Origin of the sequence: Ensifer sp. B1-9 (assembly GCF_050474445.1) — a bacterium.
Lineage (GTDB): Bacteria > Pseudomonadota > Alphaproteobacteria > Rhizobiales > Rhizobiaceae > Ensifer.
Map to the genome: position 1 here is coordinate 120,292 of NZ_JBCHVG010000003.1, position 18,642 is coordinate 138,933.

18 protein-coding genes and 1 pseudogene are annotated in these 18,642 nt (G+C 60.1%); 11 read left to right on the top strand and 8 right to left on the bottom strand.

What is annotated here, in order from left to right; genetic code table 11:
* Positions 1-17: 17 nt before the first annotated feature.
* The 7 genes from ACQ5BM_RS06340 to ACQ5BM_RS06370 all read right to left on the bottom strand — a co-directional run bounded on the left by ACQ5BM_RS06340 (position 18) and on the right by ACQ5BM_RS06370 (position 7,682).
* Positions 18-1,106, bottom strand: coding sequence for a glycerol dehydrogenase (locus ACQ5BM_RS06340; protein ID WP_429809260.1), 1,089 nt, complete (start codon positions 1,104-1,106; stop codon positions 18-20).
* Complete coding sequence (locus tag ACQ5BM_RS06345; RefSeq protein ID WP_429809263.1) at positions 1,097-1,870, bottom strand: SDR family NAD(P)-dependent oxidoreductase; 774 nt, start codon at positions 1,868-1,870, stop codon at positions 1,097-1,099. The genes ACQ5BM_RS06340 and ACQ5BM_RS06345 overlap by 10 nt, the downstream gene beginning before the upstream one ends.
* A gap of 19 nt (positions 1,871-1,889) precedes the next feature.
* Entirely contained in the window at positions 1,890-2,558 is a 669-nt protein-coding gene (locus ACQ5BM_RS06350) for an HAD family hydrolase (protein WP_429809265.1), read from the bottom strand.
* Complete coding sequence (locus ACQ5BM_RS06355) at positions 2,555-4,057, bottom strand: xylulokinase (RefSeq protein WP_429809268.1); 1,503 nt, start codon at positions 4,055-4,057, stop codon at positions 2,555-2,557. The genes ACQ5BM_RS06350 and ACQ5BM_RS06355 overlap by 4 nt, the downstream gene beginning before the upstream one ends.
* A gap of 60 nt (positions 4,058-4,117) precedes the next feature.
* The gene (locus ACQ5BM_RS06360; RefSeq protein ID WP_429809271.1) at positions 4,118-5,101 is read right to left on the bottom strand and encodes an ABC transporter permease; all 984 of its coding nucleotides are present in this window, start codon (positions 5,099-5,101) and stop codon (positions 4,118-4,120) included.
* Complete coding sequence (locus tag ACQ5BM_RS06365; protein ID WP_429809274.1) at positions 5,102-6,613, bottom strand: sugar ABC transporter ATP-binding protein; 1,512 nt, start codon at positions 6,611-6,613, stop codon at positions 5,102-5,104.
* A 112-nt stretch (positions 6,614-6,725) separates the two neighbouring features.
* Positions 6,726-7,682, bottom strand: coding sequence for a substrate-binding domain-containing protein (locus tag ACQ5BM_RS06370; protein WP_429809829.1), 957 nt, complete (start codon positions 7,680-7,682; stop codon positions 6,726-6,728).
* Between the two features lie 239 nt (positions 7,683-7,921).
* Here ACQ5BM_RS06370 and ACQ5BM_RS06375 point away from each other — a divergent pair, with 239 nt between their 5' ends.
* From ACQ5BM_RS06375 to ACQ5BM_RS06410, 8 genes and pseudogenes are all read left to right on the top strand, one after another.
* On the top strand, positions 7,922-8,527 hold the full coding sequence (locus ACQ5BM_RS06375) for a glucose-6-phosphate isomerase (RefSeq protein ID WP_429809277.1): 606 nt from the start codon (positions 7,922-7,924) through the stop codon (positions 8,525-8,527).
* 28 nt (positions 8,528-8,555) lie between these two features.
* Positions 8,556-9,209: a bifunctional 4-hydroxy-2-oxoglutarate aldolase/2-dehydro-3-deoxy-phosphogluconate aldolase gene (eda, locus tag ACQ5BM_RS06380; RefSeq protein ID WP_429809280.1), complete on the top strand. Its 654-nt coding sequence runs from the start codon at positions 8,556-8,558 to the stop codon at positions 9,207-9,209.
* Positions 9,206-10,159: a shikimate dehydrogenase family protein gene (locus tag ACQ5BM_RS06385; RefSeq protein WP_429809283.1), complete on the top strand. Its 954-nt coding sequence runs from the start codon at positions 9,206-9,208 to the stop codon at positions 10,157-10,159. The genes eda and ACQ5BM_RS06385 overlap by 4 nt, the downstream gene beginning before the upstream one ends.
* 2 nt (positions 10,160-10,161) lie before the next feature.
* Positions 10,162-11,091 (top strand): phosphoglycerate dehydrogenase, encoded by a 930-nt coding sequence (locus tag ACQ5BM_RS06390; RefSeq protein WP_429809286.1) that lies wholly within the window; start codon positions 10,162-10,164, stop codon positions 11,089-11,091.
* 29 nt (positions 11,092-11,120) lie between these two features.
* Positions 11,121-11,975, top strand: coding sequence for an MBL fold metallo-hydrolase (locus tag ACQ5BM_RS06395; protein ID WP_429809289.1), 855 nt, complete (start codon positions 11,121-11,123; stop codon positions 11,973-11,975).
* Positions 11,976-12,117: 142 nt separating this feature from the next.
* Positions 12,118-12,321: pseudogene (locus ACQ5BM_RS06400) on the top strand (MurR/RpiR family transcriptional regulator); the annotation flags it as partial.
* Between the two features lie 87 nt (positions 12,322-12,408).
* Positions 12,409-13,005, top strand: a complete 597-nt coding sequence (locus tag ACQ5BM_RS06405; RefSeq protein WP_429809830.1) for an SIS domain-containing protein — start codon at positions 12,409-12,411, stop codon at positions 13,003-13,005.
* Positions 13,006-13,194: 189 nt separating this feature from the next.
* On the top strand, positions 13,195-13,494 hold the full coding sequence (locus tag ACQ5BM_RS06410; RefSeq protein WP_429809291.1) for a hypothetical protein: 300 nt from the start codon (positions 13,195-13,197) through the stop codon (positions 13,492-13,494).
* A gap of 726 nt (positions 13,495-14,220) precedes the next feature.
* On the opposite strand, the gene ACQ5BM_RS06415 is transcribed toward ACQ5BM_RS06410, so the two are convergent.
* Entirely contained in the window at positions 14,221-15,237 is a 1,017-nt protein-coding gene (locus tag ACQ5BM_RS06415; protein WP_429809294.1) for a LacI family DNA-binding transcriptional regulator, read from the bottom strand.
* Positions 15,238-15,374: 137 nt separating this feature from the next.
* Between ACQ5BM_RS06415 and ACQ5BM_RS06420 the strand changes: the two genes are divergently transcribed.
* From ACQ5BM_RS06420 to ACQ5BM_RS06430, 3 genes are read left to right on the top strand one after another with little or no spacing between them, the layout of a single operon-like run.
* Positions 15,375-16,409 (top strand): Gfo/Idh/MocA family protein, encoded by a 1,035-nt coding sequence (locus ACQ5BM_RS06420; protein ID WP_429809297.1) that lies wholly within the window; start codon positions 15,375-15,377, stop codon positions 16,407-16,409.
* A 10-nt stretch (positions 16,410-16,419) separates the two neighbouring features.
* Positions 16,420-17,322, top strand: coding sequence for a sugar phosphate isomerase/epimerase family protein (locus ACQ5BM_RS06425; RefSeq protein WP_429809300.1), 903 nt, complete (start codon positions 16,420-16,422; stop codon positions 17,320-17,322).
* A gap of 59 nt (positions 17,323-17,381) precedes the next feature.
* Complete coding sequence (locus ACQ5BM_RS06430; protein ID WP_429809303.1) at positions 17,382-18,614, top strand: ABC transporter substrate-binding protein; 1,233 nt, start codon at positions 17,382-17,384, stop codon at positions 18,612-18,614.
* Positions 18,615-18,642: the final 28 nt, after the last annotated feature.

Below are 18,642 nucleotides of genomic sequence, written 5' to 3' on the forward strand. Positions count from 1 at the left end.
TCGGGATGATCAGCTGCCTAGATCAGTGCCGCCAAAGCACGAACGACCATCTTTTCATCGATCGCAATCGGTTCGTTGTGGATGATTTCGCCGGCGCGGCAAGCGCGCCGGGCCACGATCTCCAGCTTCTCCTCCGTCGCTTCCGCGATACCAATATCGGCCAGACGCGTCGGCAAACGGACGGATTTGCAGAATCTTCGGATCTTCTCGAACTCTTCATCACGGCCATGGAGTTTCAGGCCGGCGAGTACGCCGATAGCGACTTTTTCTCCGTGCAAGTGATGATGGACATCGTCGAGTTCGCACAGGCCGTGATGGATCGCGTGGGCGGCGGCTACGCCGCCAGATTCAAAGCCTATGCCGGACAGAAGAATATTCGCTTCAATCACACGCTCGAATGCCTCGCCCGGCTTACGGGCATCGCACTCATCAAGCGCGGCAACGCCGTTTTCGAAGATCGTATCCCTGCAGAAGCGTGCGACCTCGTGGGCAAGGCTGACACCCGGCATCGCCATGCAGTTAGACGCGCCGCTTTGGCGGCACGAGTCCGCCTCGTAGAAGGTTGCAAGCGCATCGCCGATACCGGCGGCGAGAAACCGAGCGGGCGCGGCGGCGATTAGCGCCGTATCGACGAGAACGAGATTCGGATTGCTTGGCAGGAAGAGATCGTAGGCAACGGTGCCATCATCGTTATAGACCACGGCGAGTGCGCTGCAGGGCGCATCGGATGCAGCGATCGTCGGCACAACAATTATCGGCAGGCTGAGCGAATGGGCCGCCGCCTTGGCCGTATCGAGCGCCTTGCCACCGCCGGCTCCGACGATGACCTCTGCGCCAAACGCTCGCGCCGATGCCACAAGTGCTGCGATCGACTTCTCCGAGCATTCGCCCGCATGACGCACGATTTCGGGCTCTGCAGATCCGGCGAATGCCGCATCGACCTGTTCTCGCAGTAGGTCGAAGACACCATTGTCGAGCAGAACTGTGGCACGTCGACCGTACTGCCCGGCTTCATTACCAAGTCTGGCGATCGCGCCTTGGCCCTGGATGTAGCGACCTGGAAACCGGGCACCGCGCACTGGCGGTTGTGGGGTGCTTACCAGCATACGTAGCCCCCATCGGCAAGAACGATGGATCCGGTCATGAGGCTCGACGCTTCACTCGCCAGGAAGAGAATGACCGATGCGACCTCATCCGTGCGCCCGAGACGGTTCATCGGCGTTCCGCCAACCCAGTGGCGATACATTTCTGCATCCTGGTAGACATAGGCGTTCATCTCCGTTTCGATATAAGTCGGGGCGACAGCGTTGACACGAATGCCGCGTGCGCCCCATTCGGCCGCGAGCGAACGTGTCAGATGGTGGACCGCAGCCTTGGAGGCATTGTAGTTGGCCTGCTCTTGCGGCCGGTTGACGATGAAACCGGACATGGAACCGACATTGACGATGCTGCCTTGGCCCCGTTCCAACATCGATTTGCCGAAGGCGCGGCAGCACCAGAAGACACCGTTGAGATTGACGTCGATGACCCTGTTCCAGACCTCATCCGACATCGTCTCGGCGGGGTGGTTGCTGATTGCAATGCCGGCGTTATTGACGAGAACATCGATGCGCCCGTGACGCGACAGGATTGCGTCGTGGGCGGCCTGCACGCCTGCCGGGTCGGTCACGTCGAGCTGCTCGCTGTCGACGGAGTAGCCTTTGGCGCGCAAGCCGCCGGTTGCGGCCTCTAAGAGCTGCGGGTTCATGTCGGTCAGCACGACTGTCGCTCCGGCTTCCGCCAGAGCTTCGGCGGCTGACAGACCAATACCGCGGGCAGCACCGGTGACGACCGCGACCTTGTCGGCCAGTTTGAATTTTTCGAGATACATCAGCTAATCCTTGGCATGTTCAAGCTGTTGCTGCGGCCTCACCCATGAGGCAGCGACTAAGAACGGGAAGGAGATCGTCCGGCGACGCGAGGATCGCACCGAGCGGAAAGGCAATGTCGGTGCGGTGCGGCTCCGGCCAACCAATCACGGTCATCCCGGCTGCAAGACCGGCTGCGGCGCCGGGTATGCTATCTTCAACGACGATACAGTCGGCTGGCGCGACATTGAGTAGATAGGCTGCTCTGAGATAGGGCTCGGGATGCGGTTTGCCCTGTCGGACGTCGTTACGCGTGACGCTGATCAGGTCGGGCCGCAGAAGCCCGGTTGCGCGAAGATTGGCATCGGCGATCATCCGGTCGGAGTTCGAGACAATGGCCATGGGTTGCCCGGAGCGCGCGACGACATCGAGCACCAGCGCCGCGCCGTCCCTGAGCTTCAACTGATGCGCCGCCTGCAGGTAGGCCGCGTTTTTCGCAGCGACGAAATCCGGCAGCGTCATTGCGAGCCCGGTGGCTGCGACAAGAGCCGCATGGCACTCAGCCGCACTCTTGCCGGTGATCGCTTCACCAAAACCGGATGGAATACTGTGACCCTTGGCTGTCACAGCCTCCAGCATAGACGCAAAATGCAGAGGCTCGCTGTCGACCAGCGTTCCGTCCATATCAAACAGAACTGGTCGCTTCCTCATGATGCAAGCCTGTCAAGGTCGTCGTATAGGGCCTGGCTGTGTGTGTAGAGCTTGTCGAAGAACGACTGCATGGGGCGGTAAATCTCTGCCCAGGCCGGGTCTGGTGCAATCTCCTCGGTATAACGTACCAGAGCGCTCGCCGCGTCTTCCAGCGTCCTGTACTGACCCATGGCGGTCGCGGCCATTGCCGCACAGCCGACGATGCCACATTCAGGTTCGGATGGGACGACGATGGGGATGTCGTAGACGCTCGCTTTTATCTTCATCCAGAGTTTTGTCTTGGCGCCGCCGCCGGATGCGACAACCCGTTCGATCCGGTGACCGGAGATTTTCTCGAGGATGCCGATGTGTCGCTTGACGCCGAAGGCGACGCCTTCAAGCACTGCGCGGTGCAAGTGGGCAAGGCCGTGCGATGCAGCCAGCCCGAAAAATTGCGCGCGCGCATTGCGGTGCTCGCCAAAGCGTTCGCCTGCGAGATAGGGCATGAAGAACAGCCGATCGGAACCGGCAGGCGCCTCGGACGCCTTTTCGACGATATCGCTGTAGCTGATCTGTTTTTCATGAAAGGCGCGTCGAGCCCAGCGCATCGCATCGCCGCCGGATTCAAGGAGCATGAAGGCGCCCCAATTACCCTCGACCGTGCCGACATTGGAAATCTCGGGATCGAGCAACGGTTTGGGTGCGATCGCCGTAATGATCGCCGAAGTGCCCATGACCTCCGATCCAAGGCCGGGGCGGCAGACGCCGGAACCATAAAGGGCGGCGGGATAGTCACCTGCGCCAACGAGGACGGGGGTGCCTTCGCGCAAACCCGTCTCCCGAGCTGCCTGCCTCGTGATACGGCCAAGAATTTCGACTGGGTTACGCAAGGGCGCCAGCTTGGATGCATCAAGCCCGAGCATGTCGACCATGGCCTGCGACCAGGTATCGGTGCGCGGGTTCATCAGCATGCTCGCGCCACCGTCGGTGCGGTCCATGGCGAATTCGCCGGTCAGCTTGAGATTGATATAGTCCTTGGGCATGAGGACGGCTTGGGCGCGCCCGTAAGCGTCCCTATCATTATCGCGCAGCCATTGCAGCTTGAAGCCCGGCCACGCCGGCGTCGGTGGATTTGCACTTTCGGCAAGATAGCTCTCGGGCCGGTGCTTCTTTTCGAAGGTGCGAACATAGTCGACGGTTCGCTTGTCGTTCCACAGGGGCACCGTATCGCGCGTCAATGCACCTCGGTCATCGACCAGAACCGTGCCATGCATTTGTCCGCAGCCGGCAACGGCAGCGATGTGCGAGCGCGCCTCCGGGCGAAGGTTCAGAACCTCACGGATCGTTGCGACGATACCCTCCCACCAATCTGCAGGACGTTGTTCCGACCAGCCGAAGGACGGCACGATCTGCTCGTGCTCGCGCGTCGCCATTTCCAGGATCCGACCTTGAGCATCGACGAGGGCGGCACGAACGCTGCCCGTCCCGATATCAAATGCCAGGGTGATCTCCTCCGTCATATTCGAACCTTCTGAACTTGATGTTGTTCTGGCCTTCGTCGATCGCTGCGCGCGGTTCCTTTATCGACGGATCCAGTTGGACGCGTATTGCAACAGCATCGCGCCGATGATGATGCAGCCCATGAACACCTGCTGGTGATAGCCGGGCACACGGGCAAGATTCATCATGTTGGCGATGATGCCAAGGACGACGACACCGATGAAAGTGTTGAACGCTCCACCGCGTCCGCCCATAAGGCTGGCGCCACCGATGACGACGGCCGCGATCGCGTCGAGCTCGGCGCCGACACCGATGGTCGCTGATCCGACGCCGGTGCGGCTCGAGGAGATAATGCCGGCGGCGGCGGCAAGAACCCCGGAAATCACGTAGACGGACATCGTGTACCAGGCGACACGGATACCGGAGAGACGCACGGCTTCCACGTTCGAGCCGATCGCTTTTACCAACCTGCCGAAGCGAGTGAACATCAACACGGTGCCAGCAAGCAGGAAAACGGCGGCCATGAGCAGCACGGAATAGGGAATGCCGGCAAAGGAGCCGGCGCCAAAAGCGGTTATGATACCGCCACGCTCGCCCATGACGATCGGCTGACCAGCGGAAATGATGAGCGAAAGACCCCGCGCGACGGTCATCATTGCGAGCGTTGTGACAAAGGGCGGCAGTTTAAGGAACGAGACGAGACCGCCCGACACCAGACCACAGACGCCGCCCGCGATCAGCGTGGCAACGATTGCCGTGCCGGGTGCAAAGGTCTGGATGAGGATGGCCGACAACACGCTGCCGAGTGCCGCGATCGAGCCTACCGACAAATCGATGCCGCGTGTCAGGATGACGAACAGCATGCCTATGGCCATCAGGCTGCTGCCGGATATCTGCCGCAAGACGTTGAGGATGTTGCGCTCGGTCAGGAATACATTCGACATCGAGGTCGCGACGATGAGCAGCGCAATCAGGATGACCACAGTTCCGTAGCGCTGCAGCAATGCGCTGATATTGAAGGAGCGGGGAGAGGTTTCGGTCAATTCGGTCACGGTGCTATCCAATCAATGCTTGGAGACGAGTTCAGGCCTGGAAGGCGTCGCCACCATCGCCAGCTTGAGAAGCTTCTCTTCGGTGTAGTCGGCAGGATCGAGCGTGCCCGTCACTTCACCTTCGCGCATGACAAGAATGCGATCGCAAAGGCCGAACAGCTCAAGATGCTCGGAAGAAATGACGAGGACGGCCCGTCCCTCGGCGGCGAGAGACTTGATCAGCGAGTAGATTTCGGTTTTCGCGCCGACATCGACACCGCGCGTCGGCTCGTCGAAGATCAGCACCTCACCATCGGCGTGAAACCATTTGGCAAGCACGACCTTTTGCTGGTTGCCGCCTGAAAGGCTGGAGGCCGGATCGTGAATGCTGCCTGCCTTCAGCCGCAGGCGCTTGGCCAGCGCATCTACCGTTGATCTTTCCTTGGCCCGGCGAATGAAGCCGAAAGAGTTGGTAAGGGGGCGGAGCTTAGCCATGGTCGCATTGACGCGGATCGGGAAGTCAAGGACGAGCCCCTGCTCCTTACGGCTCTCGGGCACAAGCCCGATGCCGGCTTTGACGCCGTCCCGTGGCGATTTCGGCGTCACCTCCACGCCGTTGACGAGGACCTTTCCGGAGCGGGCGTGTTCTGCGCCGAAGATCAGCCGGACAAGTTCGGTGCGACCCGCACCGACAAGGCCGCCCAGGCCGACAATCTCGCCAGCGCGAACGTTAAGTGAAACGCCCTTGACCCGCGCCCCGTCCGATAGATCCTCGACGCGCAAGACTTCCTTGCCCAGGGTCCGCGCTACGTCTTCGCCAAAGAGCGCTTTCAGCGATCGACCGACCATCATTCGAATGACATCCTCGATTTCGACATCCTTGCGCTCAACCGTCGCGACGGAGGCACCGTCCTTCATCACCGTAATGCGATCGGCAATTCGGAAGACCTCGTCCAGCCTGTGAGAGATGTAGATCACGCCGACCCCCCGCGCGCGCAGCTTTCGGATGATGCCCAATAGTCTCTCGGCGTCCTGAACGGACAGAACAGCTGTCGGTTCGTCGAAGACCATGATGCGGGCATTGCGCGATAGCGCCTTGGCAATCTCGACCACCTGTTGGTGCGCGACCGATAGATCCGATACGACAGCTCCCGGGTGAATGGAAAAACCGAGGCTAGCAATCAGTTCCGCCGCTTTGCGGTTGAGTTCGCGCCACGAGATGATCGAAGGTATCTCGGAGAGGTAGATGTTCTCCGCGACGGTAAGATCCTCCGCCAATGCCATCTCCTGATGAATGATGGCGATACCTTTCGAGAGGGCGTCAGATGGTGTTCGGAATTTTTGCTCTTCGCCGGCGACGGTGACGGAGCCGGTTTCGGGAACATACTCGCCGCCAAGTACGCGCATCAGCGTTGACTTGCCTGCACCGTTTTCGCCGAGGAGGGCATGGACTTCGCCGGCGCTGAGCGCGAAGTCCACCCCTTGAAGAGCGTGAACGCCTCCAAAGGACTTTCGGATGCCGGTCAGTTCTACGAGGTGATCCATGGGGTTGCTTTTCATGCTGTTTGGCACGCGCCAAGCACGCGCCTGATCGCGAATAGGCAGGCGAACGGGCCAGGCTGTCAGACGCCCGTTCGCCGTCGAGAGGATCAAGTCATCAGAAGACAGCGTCCGCCTTGATGTATTGGTCGACGTTGTCCTTGGTGATTGCAGCTGGCTTGGTGTAGGTCACCTTGCCGGTGTTTGCCGGAAGCGAGCCATCGATTGCCTGCTTGGCCATTTCGACGGCCGTGGCGGCAACAAGGGCCGGATCGTTGAGGCCGGTGGCGCCGTACTGACCTTCCTTGATCATCTGCAGCGCTTCCTTTTGTCCGTCCGCTGCTGCAACCAGCAGCACGCCATCGGTTCGGCCGGCCTGCTCAAGGGCTTTCTTGGCGCCGAGCACCATGGAGTCGTTTTCGCCGAGCACGACATTGATGTCGGGGTTAGCAACCAGGATATCTTCCATTGCCTTCAGCCCGCCTTCGTGGCCCCAAAGGCCCCAACCCTGGCCGACGATCTCGAAGTTGGCGTGACCTTCGTTGCGCAACTGGCCTTCAAGCAGGCCGGCGAGAACACCAAGGCGGCGCTCCTGGCCGACTTCATTGCCCTTGTCGCCCGACAGGAGTGCAATCTTCAACTGCTTGCCTTTGGTCTGGTCTGCGAGCCATTGGCCGACAAGAAGGCCGTTGGCGCTGTTGGAAGACTGAACCAGGGTCACGAAATCCGCCTGCGGATCGAGTGTCGAGTCGATCACGAAGACCTTTACACCGGCTGCCGAAGCGGCGTTGACTGCGGGGATCAGACCTTTGCTGTCACGCGGGTTGATGATCAGCGCGCCGATGCCTTGCGCAACCATATCCTCGACGTCGGCAATCTGCTTGTTGAGATCGTTTTGTCCATCGACGGAAATGACCTCACATCCGAGTTCCTCTGCCTTCTTCTTTGCCGAGACCTCCTGCGCGGCAAAGTAGGGCGCGTCGAGCGTCTTCATGGAAATGCCGATCTTGCAATCGGCTGCGTGAGCGACGGAAAGCGTGCCGAGCGAGACCGTTGCGGCCAAGGCAAGCTTCATTGCGGTGGTTTTCAGAATGGACATCAGACATCTCCTCCACGGATGGCATTGGGCGGCCACCATTCAGCGGCTAATTTGTAGCGTAATTACAAGATTTGTGATCGTCAATACGACATCTGACGTTTTTGGCGGCAAAATTACGCAATTACGCCTCTGAATTTTACGCTTGATTGAATGTCTGTGTTTATTTATGTAATTTGACTACCAAAACGGAGGTTAGAATGCTGCGTGAACCGAGAATGAGCGTTGTTGATGTCAGCGCGGGCGGAATGAGCGGCCATACCGGCCGCTATGAAAAGCGTCTTGCGGACCTGACGGGGCTTTATGAAGACGGCGAAGAGCATGCCCGTCTTGTCGGCGCACTTGGCAATCCGATTGTCTATGACGTTGAGGACTTTCGCCCAGGCGACAAGTCCGGCGACCTCATCTACGGCGTTACCCGGATGAGCCCGGGCAGGGTCGGGCGCGAATTTTTCCTGACGCGAGGTCACATCCATGCCAAGGCCGACCGTCCGGAAATCTACTACGGCCAGAAGGGCCGCGGGCTGATGCAACTCGAGTCGCCCGAAGGCGAGACGCGCATCATTGAAATTGCTCCCCAGACCATTTGCTACGTGCCGCCGTTCTGGATCCATCGCTCGATCAACGTCGGCAGCGAAGATCTGGTGATGGTCTTCGCCTACCCGTCCGACAGCGGCCAGGATTACGGGATCATCGAGGCGTCGAACGGCATGCGACATCGCATTGTGGCGCGGGCGGATGGCGGCTGGGAACTCACCGAAAATCCTGCCTATGCACCGCGCTCGACCAAGACGGTCAATTCATTGATGAAGCAGCATGCCTGACCGCGCAGCAATTCTTGAGGAGACCGACATGGAAAACCCGATTGACCTCATCGCCCGGCTTGGCGTCGTGCCCGTCATTGCCATCGAAAATGCCAGGGATGCTGTCCCCTTGGCCGACGCTCTGCTGGAGGGCGGGTTAGCGGTGGCCGAGATCACGTTCAGGACCGAGGCGGCAGCCGATGTGCTGGCTGCAATCCGAGATGCCCGCCCGGAACTCTGCATCGGTGCCGGCACGATCCTCGACAGGCCGAACCTGGAGTGCGCCATCGCGTCGGGCGCTCGTTTTGCCCTTGCGCCGGGGCATGATCCGCAGGTCGTGGCTGCGGCGGCAGACGCCAAGCTTCCTTTCTGCCCCGGCATCATGACTCCGACCGATCTGACCCTTGCCGCGGCGCAAGGCATTCGCCTTGCTAAGTTCTTTCCTGCAGGCGTTGCCGGTGGCCCCAAGGCGCTCTCCGGCATTGCCGCGCCCTTTGCCCATCTGGGTATGCGCTTCATCCCAACCGGCGGCGTGACCGAGGCGACCATTGGCGAATGGCTTTCGATACCGCAGGTGGTTGCGGTTGGCGGCACGTGGATTGCGAAGACTGAGGATATCCGGGAAGGCCGCTTCAAGGCGATCGCCGAGAACGCGGCATCTGCCGTCAGAGTGGCCCGTCAGGCACTGGAGAAGCGCGCATGACCCTATACCAAGCCGCAACGATGCCCACGCTCTATTTCATCGGCGTGACCACGACAAAAAGCTCGATCATGAAGGTCTTTCCGGCCTGGGCCGCGCATCTTGGTCTAGAAGGTGCCCAGATCAAAGGGATCGATTTCAAACTGCACGACGATCCGGCCGCCTATCGCGAGGCCGTCGAATTCATCCGTGACGATCCACTTTCGATGGGCGCATTGGTGACCACGCATAAGATCGATCTCTTCAATGCTTGCAAGGGTCTGTTCGACGTCGTCGATCCGCATGCGAGGCTGATGGACGAAACGAGCTGCATATCGAAACGCGACGGCAAGCTTGTGTGTCATGCGAAGGACCCGATTTCCTCGGGGCTTGCGATCGATGGCTTTCTCGGCGCCGGCTATTTTGCGAGAACTGGAGCAGATCTCTTCTCGATGGGGGCTGGCGGCTCGACCATTGCAATCACCTGGCACCTCATGCGCCGATCCCGCGGCAAGGATGTACCGGGCCGCATCGTTGTCTCCAACCGCAGCCAGCACCGGCTTGACGAGATCAGGCGGATCCATACCGAGATCGCAAGCGATGTTCCCGTGGAATACGTGCTTGCGCCCAGACCTGAGGACAACGACGCGGTGCTTGCAAATCTCAAGCCCGGCTCACTCGTGATCAACGCGACTGGACTTGGGAAGGATGCACCGGGATCGCCCCTATCGAATGCGGCTGTGTTTCCCGAACGCGCTGTTGTGTGGGATCTCAACTACCGCGGCGAACTCGTGTTTCTCGACCAGGCGCGAGCGCAGGAGCGGACTCGTTCGCTGCAGGTCGAAGATGGCTGGACGTACTTCCTGCATGGTTGGACACAGGTGATCGCAGAGGTGTTCGACATCGATATCGCCACCTCGGGCCCGGAATTCGAACAGATCTCCCAGATCGCCCTGAAAGCGGCCGGGAGGTGATGATGGTTCGGCGTATTCTTGTCACACCGCGATCGCTCACCGCCGACCCACACCCGGAAGTCGAGCGTCTGCGCGACGTCGGATTCGATATCGTCTATTCCACGCCCGGCGCGATGCCGACGGAGGATGAACTGGTCGCGCTGGTGCCTGGCTGCATCGGTTGGCTTGCCGGCGTCGAGCCTGTCACGCCGCGCATTATCGAGGCGGCAACCGAGCTGAAGGTCATCAGTCGCAATGGTGTGGGCGTCGACAATCTGCCGATGGAGGCGCTTGCCCGCAAGGGTGTGGCGGTCCGTATTGCCGAGGGCGCCAATGCGCGTGGGGTGGCCGAGCTCGCCATCGGATTGCTGTTCAGTGCACTGAGGTCGATCCCGCTGACGGATGCCGGCGTCAAGGCCGGCGGCTGGCCGAGGGCGCGCGGCAGCGAGATCCAGGGCCGTACGGTCGGCATTATCGGTTGTGGTGCGATCGGCCGCGAAGTGGCCCGAATGGTCATCGGTCTCGGGGCCCAGGTCATGGCGTTCGATCCTGCCCGACCGAACCTTGATCTGCCTTCGTCGTCGTTTTCTTATGCCGATGTCGACGATATTCTGGCATCGTCCGATGTCGTTTCGTTGCACGCACCGCCGCCACGTGACGGATCGGCGTTGATTTCGCGGGAAAGGATCAAGTTGGTTAAACCCGGATTGGTTCTTATCAATACCGCTCGGGCACGGCTGGTAGACGAAGAGGCATTGCTGGAAGCGCTCGAGAATGGTCAGCTCGGCGCCTATGCCACGGATGTCTTCGAGGTGGAGCCACCGCCATCTCTCACGCTCGTCTCTCATCCAAGGGTGATTGCCACCAGCCACATCGGCGGGTTTACCGGCGAGAGCGTCGACCGTGCGACGCGCATCGCCGCTGAAAATCTGCTTGCCAGTCTCGATCCCTAGGAGGGCTGGATGGTTATGGGGAGGGCATGATGGGAGAGCTGATTGCAACAGAGTTTTCCGGCGACCTGGCTGAATATTTGCAGACGCCCGCCAGCACGGGCGAGCTGTTTTGGCTTGGGCAGGCCGGCTTTCTCCTGCGGGTAAGAGGATTGCGGTTGCTTATCGATCCCTATCTGTCGGACTCTCTCGCCGAGAAATACAAAGGAACGGTGCGACCCCATATCCGCATGATGCCGCCGCCAATCACAGTCAATGATCTCGGCGAAGTCGATCTCGTGCTATCGACGCACGCCCATACGGATCATATGGATCCCGGGACGCTGCGCCCATTGTTTGCTGTCTGCCCCCGAGCCCGTTTTGTTGCCCCGCGGGCCGTCAGGGCTCAGGCACTGGAACGCTCGGGCCTGGGGGCAGACAGGCTGATCGCGATGGACGCCGGTGAGATCATCGAGCCGCTGCCCGGCGTGCGCGTGACGGCGAGCCGTGCGGCGCATGAGGGGTTGGATTTGGACGCGGAGGGGCATCACAATTTCCTCGGCTATGTCATCGACATTGGCGTGCTTCGCTTGTGGCATTCGGGGGACTGCATACCGTTTGACGGTCTTGTGCCAGAGGTGAGAGCGCTTGCACCACAGATTGCGTTGCTGCCGGTCAATGGCCGACGGCCGGACCTTTCAAACAATGGTGTGCCCGGCAACTTCACCCTCGACGAAGCGACCGAGATCGCCGCGGATATCGGTGTCAGCACCATGATTGCCCATCACTATGGGCTGTTCGATTTTAATACCGAGGACCCAGCGGCGATTGACGCTGCGATACCGCGCGTCAAGCCGCTTAAACTTTTGCGGGCATGCACCGGAGTCTGCTATCGCTGGCAAGCGTGAGACGTCGCCGAAAGCCTCTCATCAATGAAATCGATACTCGGGCTTCGGTGATTTCACCTGCCGGCGACTTGCGTTAGCATGGGAATGACGCGGGGGCGAGGATTGCATACCGGCGCGACGAATGTGGAGACACCTCTTAGACATGGACATTGATGCACGCGCAGACATCCGGAACCCCAACCGGAACATCATAGAGGTGATCCGTACGTTGCGGTCGGAGTTGCGCAAGTCAGACCGGAAGGTCGCCGATGTCGTATTGCAGGATCCGCGCCGGATTCTCAACGCCACGGTGGGTGAGACGGCCGCACTTGCGCAGGTGAGCCAACCGACGGTCGTTCGCTTCGCGACTGCGATCGGTTGCGGAGGGTTTCAGGATTTCAAGATCCGGCTTGCCCAGAGCCTTGCGCTTGGAACGCCCGCAACTCATTCGGTCTTGCTCGACACGGACGAGCCTGAAATCGTAGCCGAGAAGATCTTCGACTACACCATGACGAGCCTGGATTGGGCGCGCTCGCGTCTCGACAAGGCCGCTTTGCACAAGGCGATCGATATTCTGGCGGCTGCCCGCTCGATCGAGTTCTTCGGTTTTGGCGCTTCGGGCATAGTTGCCCGTGATGCGCAGCAGAAGTTCCCACTTTTCGGTGTTCCGTGTGGCGCTCAGCTCGATTCCCACCAGCAGGTGATGGTGGCTTCGATGATGAAGCCCGGCGACGTGGCCTTCGTAATTTCCAACACCGGCATGACGCGTTCCATCATCGAAATTGCCCGGATCGCGCGGGAGAATGGCGCGCAGGTAATTGGCCTGACCGGCTCCGATTCACCGCTAGCAAGCTATTGCGACGTGGCGCTCATTGTTGAGACGCTCGAAAATACGAACATGTATACACCGACGATCTCTCGGATCGCGGCGCTTGTCGTCGTTGATATTCTCTCTACAAGCGTTGCCATGCGCCGCTCTCCGGAGGAACAGGCACGTTTTCAGCAGATGAAGCGGCAGCTGAGCGATTTGCGAAAAATGCAGCCCCTGTAAAGCCATATGCTCCTCGCATAAAAGGTCTCGCGTCTTACATGTTGGATCGCGTGCGCAAGCGCATTACTCGGGTGAACTCGCGATGAAGCTTAATGGGGCGCACTCAGAAACGATGGATCATTTTACGTCGATCGTGGTTCCGTTTCGCAGCCTTCGAATTCGAAGGCTTGACGAAAAGAGGAACCCAGGATGCGGATTTCCATTATTCTCGGCCTCTGCTTGCTATCGTCGCCCGTTTCGGCCCACGACGCACTGAGTGGATGGACTTATCCATCGTCTTGCTGCTCGAACTTCGATTGTCGGGAAGTGCCGGCTGCCGACATCGGCGAGCGTCCGGAAGGCTTCATCGTAAAAGCGACCGGTGAGACTATTCCCTACAAGGACGCAAGGATCCGGGATTCGCCCGATGGCGAGTACCATTGGTGTTCAGTGAACGGCTCCAACAGCGGGCGGACCGTTTGCCTGTTCGTGCCGCCACGCGGATTCTAAACCATGTCGATGGCGTGGGGAACCGCGTGCACGGAAGGATCTGTCCGCAGCGCCTCTGCCGGCCCGTGCCGGCCTTGCTGACATGCCGAGGTTACCAGAGAATCGTTGGCACTCTCGTCAAGAGTTCACCAAGCGCCCCGAAGAGGATTTCTGCCGCGGCTCCGACCTCGGCATACGCGGTGACAACAACCAACCCTAAGATGGAGATCGCGGATCCAAATCGGATGACGGGGCTGCCGTCGCCACCAGGAGACACCGTGGGAATGGACGTATCGAACGATGACCAGTTGCCATGAAGAAGGTTGTCGTTTGCCGCGCGCAAAAGCCGAGCCGGTCGAGGACCTCTGAGGTGGCGTTTATCGCATATCCCGGGAAAAGTCTCGCAGATTGAGTTAGACATCTGACGTATCCATGACCGATTTGAACGACACCAATGTTAGGCAGGCCAATTAGAAGCGGCGGTTCCCAGGGAAACTGAGTTTCCCCCATTTGGTCCTATGGGGAGCTATACCCATTTCAGGGGATGACGAGTATTCGCAGGCGTTATCCGGACGATCGCCTGCGCCAGTCGGGCCAAATGCCTGTTCGTCATCGCTGCGTTGCGCGAGGATATCGCTGAGATGAGGTTGATCTGCCTCGAGCACTTTGACGGTCTTCGACCGCTTCAAGACGTCGTGATGCGCGGCTGCATAGAGCCCGTTTCTGCTGACCGGACATATCTGTCGCTTAATCGCTTTCGCCCGGGACGAGTGCCATGGGCCAGAGCAGTCGTGCGGGTTTCGCCGGGTAGACGTGGGCGAAAGCTGGCATCGTGCCAAGCAGGGATTCGGCAAGTGCAATGCCGAGGTCACGTAGCGACAGGCTGAATGATGTCAGGCGGGGCGACAGGAATTGCGAATGCGGGCTCTGACGACCGATGATCGCAAGATCTCGTCCAGGTTTTATTCCCGCTTCCACCAGCCCGCGATAAAGGCCGACAGTAATTGCTTCGTTGATCAGCACGATCGCCGTCGGACGGTTCTGAAGCGCGCTCAATTCACGGGCGATCTGGTAGCCTCCGGCCTCGTTCGGAGTCGAACGAAAGACGTGACGCTCGTCGAGGCGAAGCCCGTGGCGGGCAAGGGTTGCCCGGCACTGATCCTCGAACACATAGCCGAGGTTCATGTCGTCATGCGGTCGTGTGACGGCAATGTTCTTGTGACCACGGGCGACGAGCCGGTCGATGGACGCCTCGGCCATGCCCTCGAAATCCAGGTCGAGCCACGGCTGACCGACATCTGTCAGGCTCCGTCCGAGCGTAATGAACGGGATCTTGCGCTTGGCCAGCAGTTCGAAGCGGGCATCGTGCCGCCGGGTCGCCGAGAGGATGATGCCATCGGCGAAACCGCGGGCAACGACGCGCTTCAAATAGTCGTTCGGATCCTCCTCAGAGGAGCAGAGCAGGGCGACCAGATCGAGCTTGTGACGCGCAAAAACGGTCTGAACACCGTCGAAGACGCTCATGAAGAAGGTATCGCCCTGACCGGTGATTTCAGTGCCGGTCTGCATCATGAAGCCGATGACGCCAGTTGCTCCCTTCCGCAGGGCGCGACCCGATTGGTTGGCGACGTAACCAAGGGCTTCCGCTGCTTCCAGCACCCTTTTTCTCGTCTCCTCGTTGACGTCGGGCTTGCCGTTCAGCGCACGGGACACCGTGCCGATTGAAATATCGAGGTGTTCAGCAAGCTCGCGAATCCCCTTCATTTTTCCGCGTTCCTCCTCAGACCCGCGACCGGCCATTTTCTCACCTCTTGACATAAAAACCCGTTGCCGCATAGTATCGTAAACGTTTACGGAAGCCAATTGAGGAGTTGCCGCTTCCGTTTCTTGGAGGAAATCACGTGAGACATCGGGCCGTTTTGTGCGGGTGCGGAGCTATGGCCAAAGGCTGGCTGAGGGCTCTGACAGAGAGCAACTCTCTTCGAGAGAAGGTGGAGATTGTCGGCCTTGTCGATCTCAATCGGGCGACCGCTGAAGCGCTCGCCGCCGAGTTCCACCTTGGCGACATCCTGATCGGTACGGCCCTGCCGGAGGTTCTTCGCGAAAGCCGGGCTGATTTGCTCTTCGACATCGTCGTTCCGGCGGCACGGCGTGCGGTGGTGGCCGCCGGTCTCGCCCATGGTTGCCATGTGCTGAGCGAGAAGCCGATGGCCGCCACGCTCGAAGAGGCGCGCGAGTTGCGCCGACTTGCGACCGAAGCCTCGCGCGTCCATGCAATCGTGCAAAACCGACGTTTCATCGACGGCGTCCGCCGTATACGCCGCCTCATCCAGTCCGGTAGCCTCGGCGAACTGACGGCGCTGCATTGCGATTTCTTCCTCGGTCCGCATTTCGGGGGCTTCCGCGAACAGATGGACAATGTCCTTTTGCTCGACATGGCGATCCACACCTTCGATGCGGCCCGCTTCATGTCCGGCAAGGAGCCGCTTGCTGTCTATTGCCACGAATACAATCCGCAGGGCTCCTGGTATCGCCACGGCGCGGCCGCCAATGCGATCTTCGAATTTTCCGACAATGTCGCCTTCAGCTATCGCGGTTCCTGGTGCGCCGAGGGCGCCAACACGAGTTGGGAAAGCGCGTGGCGAATTGTCGGCTCCAAGGGAACTTTGCTCTGGGATGGCGGCGAGCGCTTCGAGGCCAATGTGGTCACCGGCAGCGAGGGTTTCCTGCGTGCCGTCGAGCCGATCGCAGTGCCCGAGGCCGAAGACCGTGCTGACACGCACGGGCATGCGAGCGTCATCGAGCGTTTCGTCCAAGCCATCGACGCTGGAACCGTGCCGGAAACGGATGGCAGCGACAACATCAAGAGCCTTGCCATGGTCTTCGGCGCGATCGACAGCGCGCGGGATGGCAAGCGCGTCACCATCGCAGCCTAGGGAGCCAATTTTGAAAAACCCCAGAAACTCCATTCGCATCGGAACGATGATTTCGGCCACCAAGGGCGGCGCAGACAGGCGCATCAGCCAGATCGCCGACCTGGGCTTCGAGAGTTTCGAGCCCTTCTTCTGGCAGACGACCAATGGGCAGGATCTCGCCGAACTTGGCAAGCGTTGCATCGAGGCGATCGGCGATCGCGACATCACCATCTCCACCCTCGGCATGTTCGGAAATCCGTTGGAGACGACCGCGATCGATGAGGAAACCTTGCAGGGCTGGCGGGACTGCATCGACAACGCCCACCACTTCGGCGCCACATGCGTCGCCGGTTTCACCGGCCGCCTTCGCGGCAAACCGCTGACCGACAGTCTGCCGCGCTACCGGACAATCTGGTCGGAGCTGTCAAGGCGCGCAGCCGACAGAGGCGTGAGGATCGCCTTCGAAAATTGCGCCATGGACGGCAACTGGCATACCGGGGACTGGAACATCGCGCATAATCCGGACGCTTGGGAACTCATCTTCAACGAGACGCCGGACGACCATATCGGCCTCGAATGGGAACCATGCCATCAGATGGTCTACCTGATCGATCCGCTGCCGCAGATCCGCAAATGGGCGAAGAAGATCTTCCACGTGCACGGCAAGGACGCGACCATCCGCTGGGATGTCATCCGCGAACACGGAATTTTCGGCAAGGAAAAGTTCGTCTTCATGCGCACGCCCGGCTTTGGCGACACGAACTGGACCGACGTGATTTCCGAGCTTCGGCTGGCCGGCTGGTCCGGCTCAATCGATATCGAAGGCTGGCACGATCCGGTCTACCGCGACGATCTGGAGATGACCGGCCAGGTCCATGGATTGAAATACCTCAAGACGTGCCGGGGCGGCGACTTTGTCGTCGACCCGGTCTGAGACGTGCATGCCGGCCGGCACGGAGGATGCCGGCATTGGGATAACCAAAGGAGGAGAAAATGGCTATCCGCGGATCCGCAATCCTGGGCGCTCTCGCCCTTGCAGGTGTCTCTTTGTTCGGTCTCTCTGCCAAGGCGGACGATATCACGATCAGCGTCTGGTCGCTCGATCGCGATATCCAGCCCGCGCCGAACCTGATAGCGGACTTCAACAAGCTGAACACCGGCATCAAGGTTGAGTATCGCCAGATCCAGTTCGACGATGTCGTCAGCGAGGCGATGCGTGCCTATTCGACCGGGCAAGCGCCCGACATCATCGCTATCGACAATCCGGAACATGCGCTGTTTTCGTCACGCGGCGCATTCCTCGATCTCACCGACATGATCGCCAAGTCGACCGTGGTGAAAACGGCGAACTATTTTCCGGGACCTCTCGCCTCCACAATGTGGGACGGCAAGAACTACGGCCTGCCCAAGGCCACCAATACGATCGCGCTTTACTACAACAAGGACATGTTCAAGGCGAAGGGCCTCGATCCCGACAAGCCGCCGCAGACCTGGGCCGAACTGATCGACGCGGCCCGCAAGCTGACGGACCCCGCGGCCAACGTCTACGGACTCGCCTTTTCGGCCAAGGCGAGCGAGGAAGGGACGTTCCAGTTCTTGCCTTGGGCCCAAATGGCCGGCGGTGGCTACGAGCACATCAATTCGGATGGCGCCGTCAAGGCGCTCGACATCTGGAAGACGATCATAACCGAAAAACTGGCCTCGCCGGATACGCTGACCCGCGGTCAGTGGGACTCGACCGGCACGTTTAATTCCGGCAACGCCGCCATGGCCATCTCCGGTCCGTGGGAGCTCGACCGCATGGTGAACGAAGCGAAGTTCGACTGGGGCGTTGCGCTACTGCCGGTGCCGGAGGTCGGTGCGGAGCGTTCGTCGGCCATGGGCGATTTCAACTGGGCGATTTTCTCGAACACGCAGCATCCTGCCGAAGCGTTCAAGGTGCTTGAATACTTCGCCTCCCAGGACGACCGCATGTTCAAGGACTTCGGCCAGCTTCCGGCCCGTTCCGATATCGCTATCCCCGAGACCGGCGTGCCGCTGAAGGACGCGGCTCTCAAAGTCTTCATCGAGCAGCTCAAGTTTGCAAAGCCGCGCGGGCCTCATCCGGAATGGCCGAAGATCTCGAAAGCCATCCAGGATGCGATCCAGGCGGCCCTGACCGGACAGATGACATCAAAGGATGCGCTCGACCAGGCGGCTGAAAAGATAAAGGCGGTGCTTGGCTAAAAGCTTCGGGCAAGGCGGCCCGCACGCT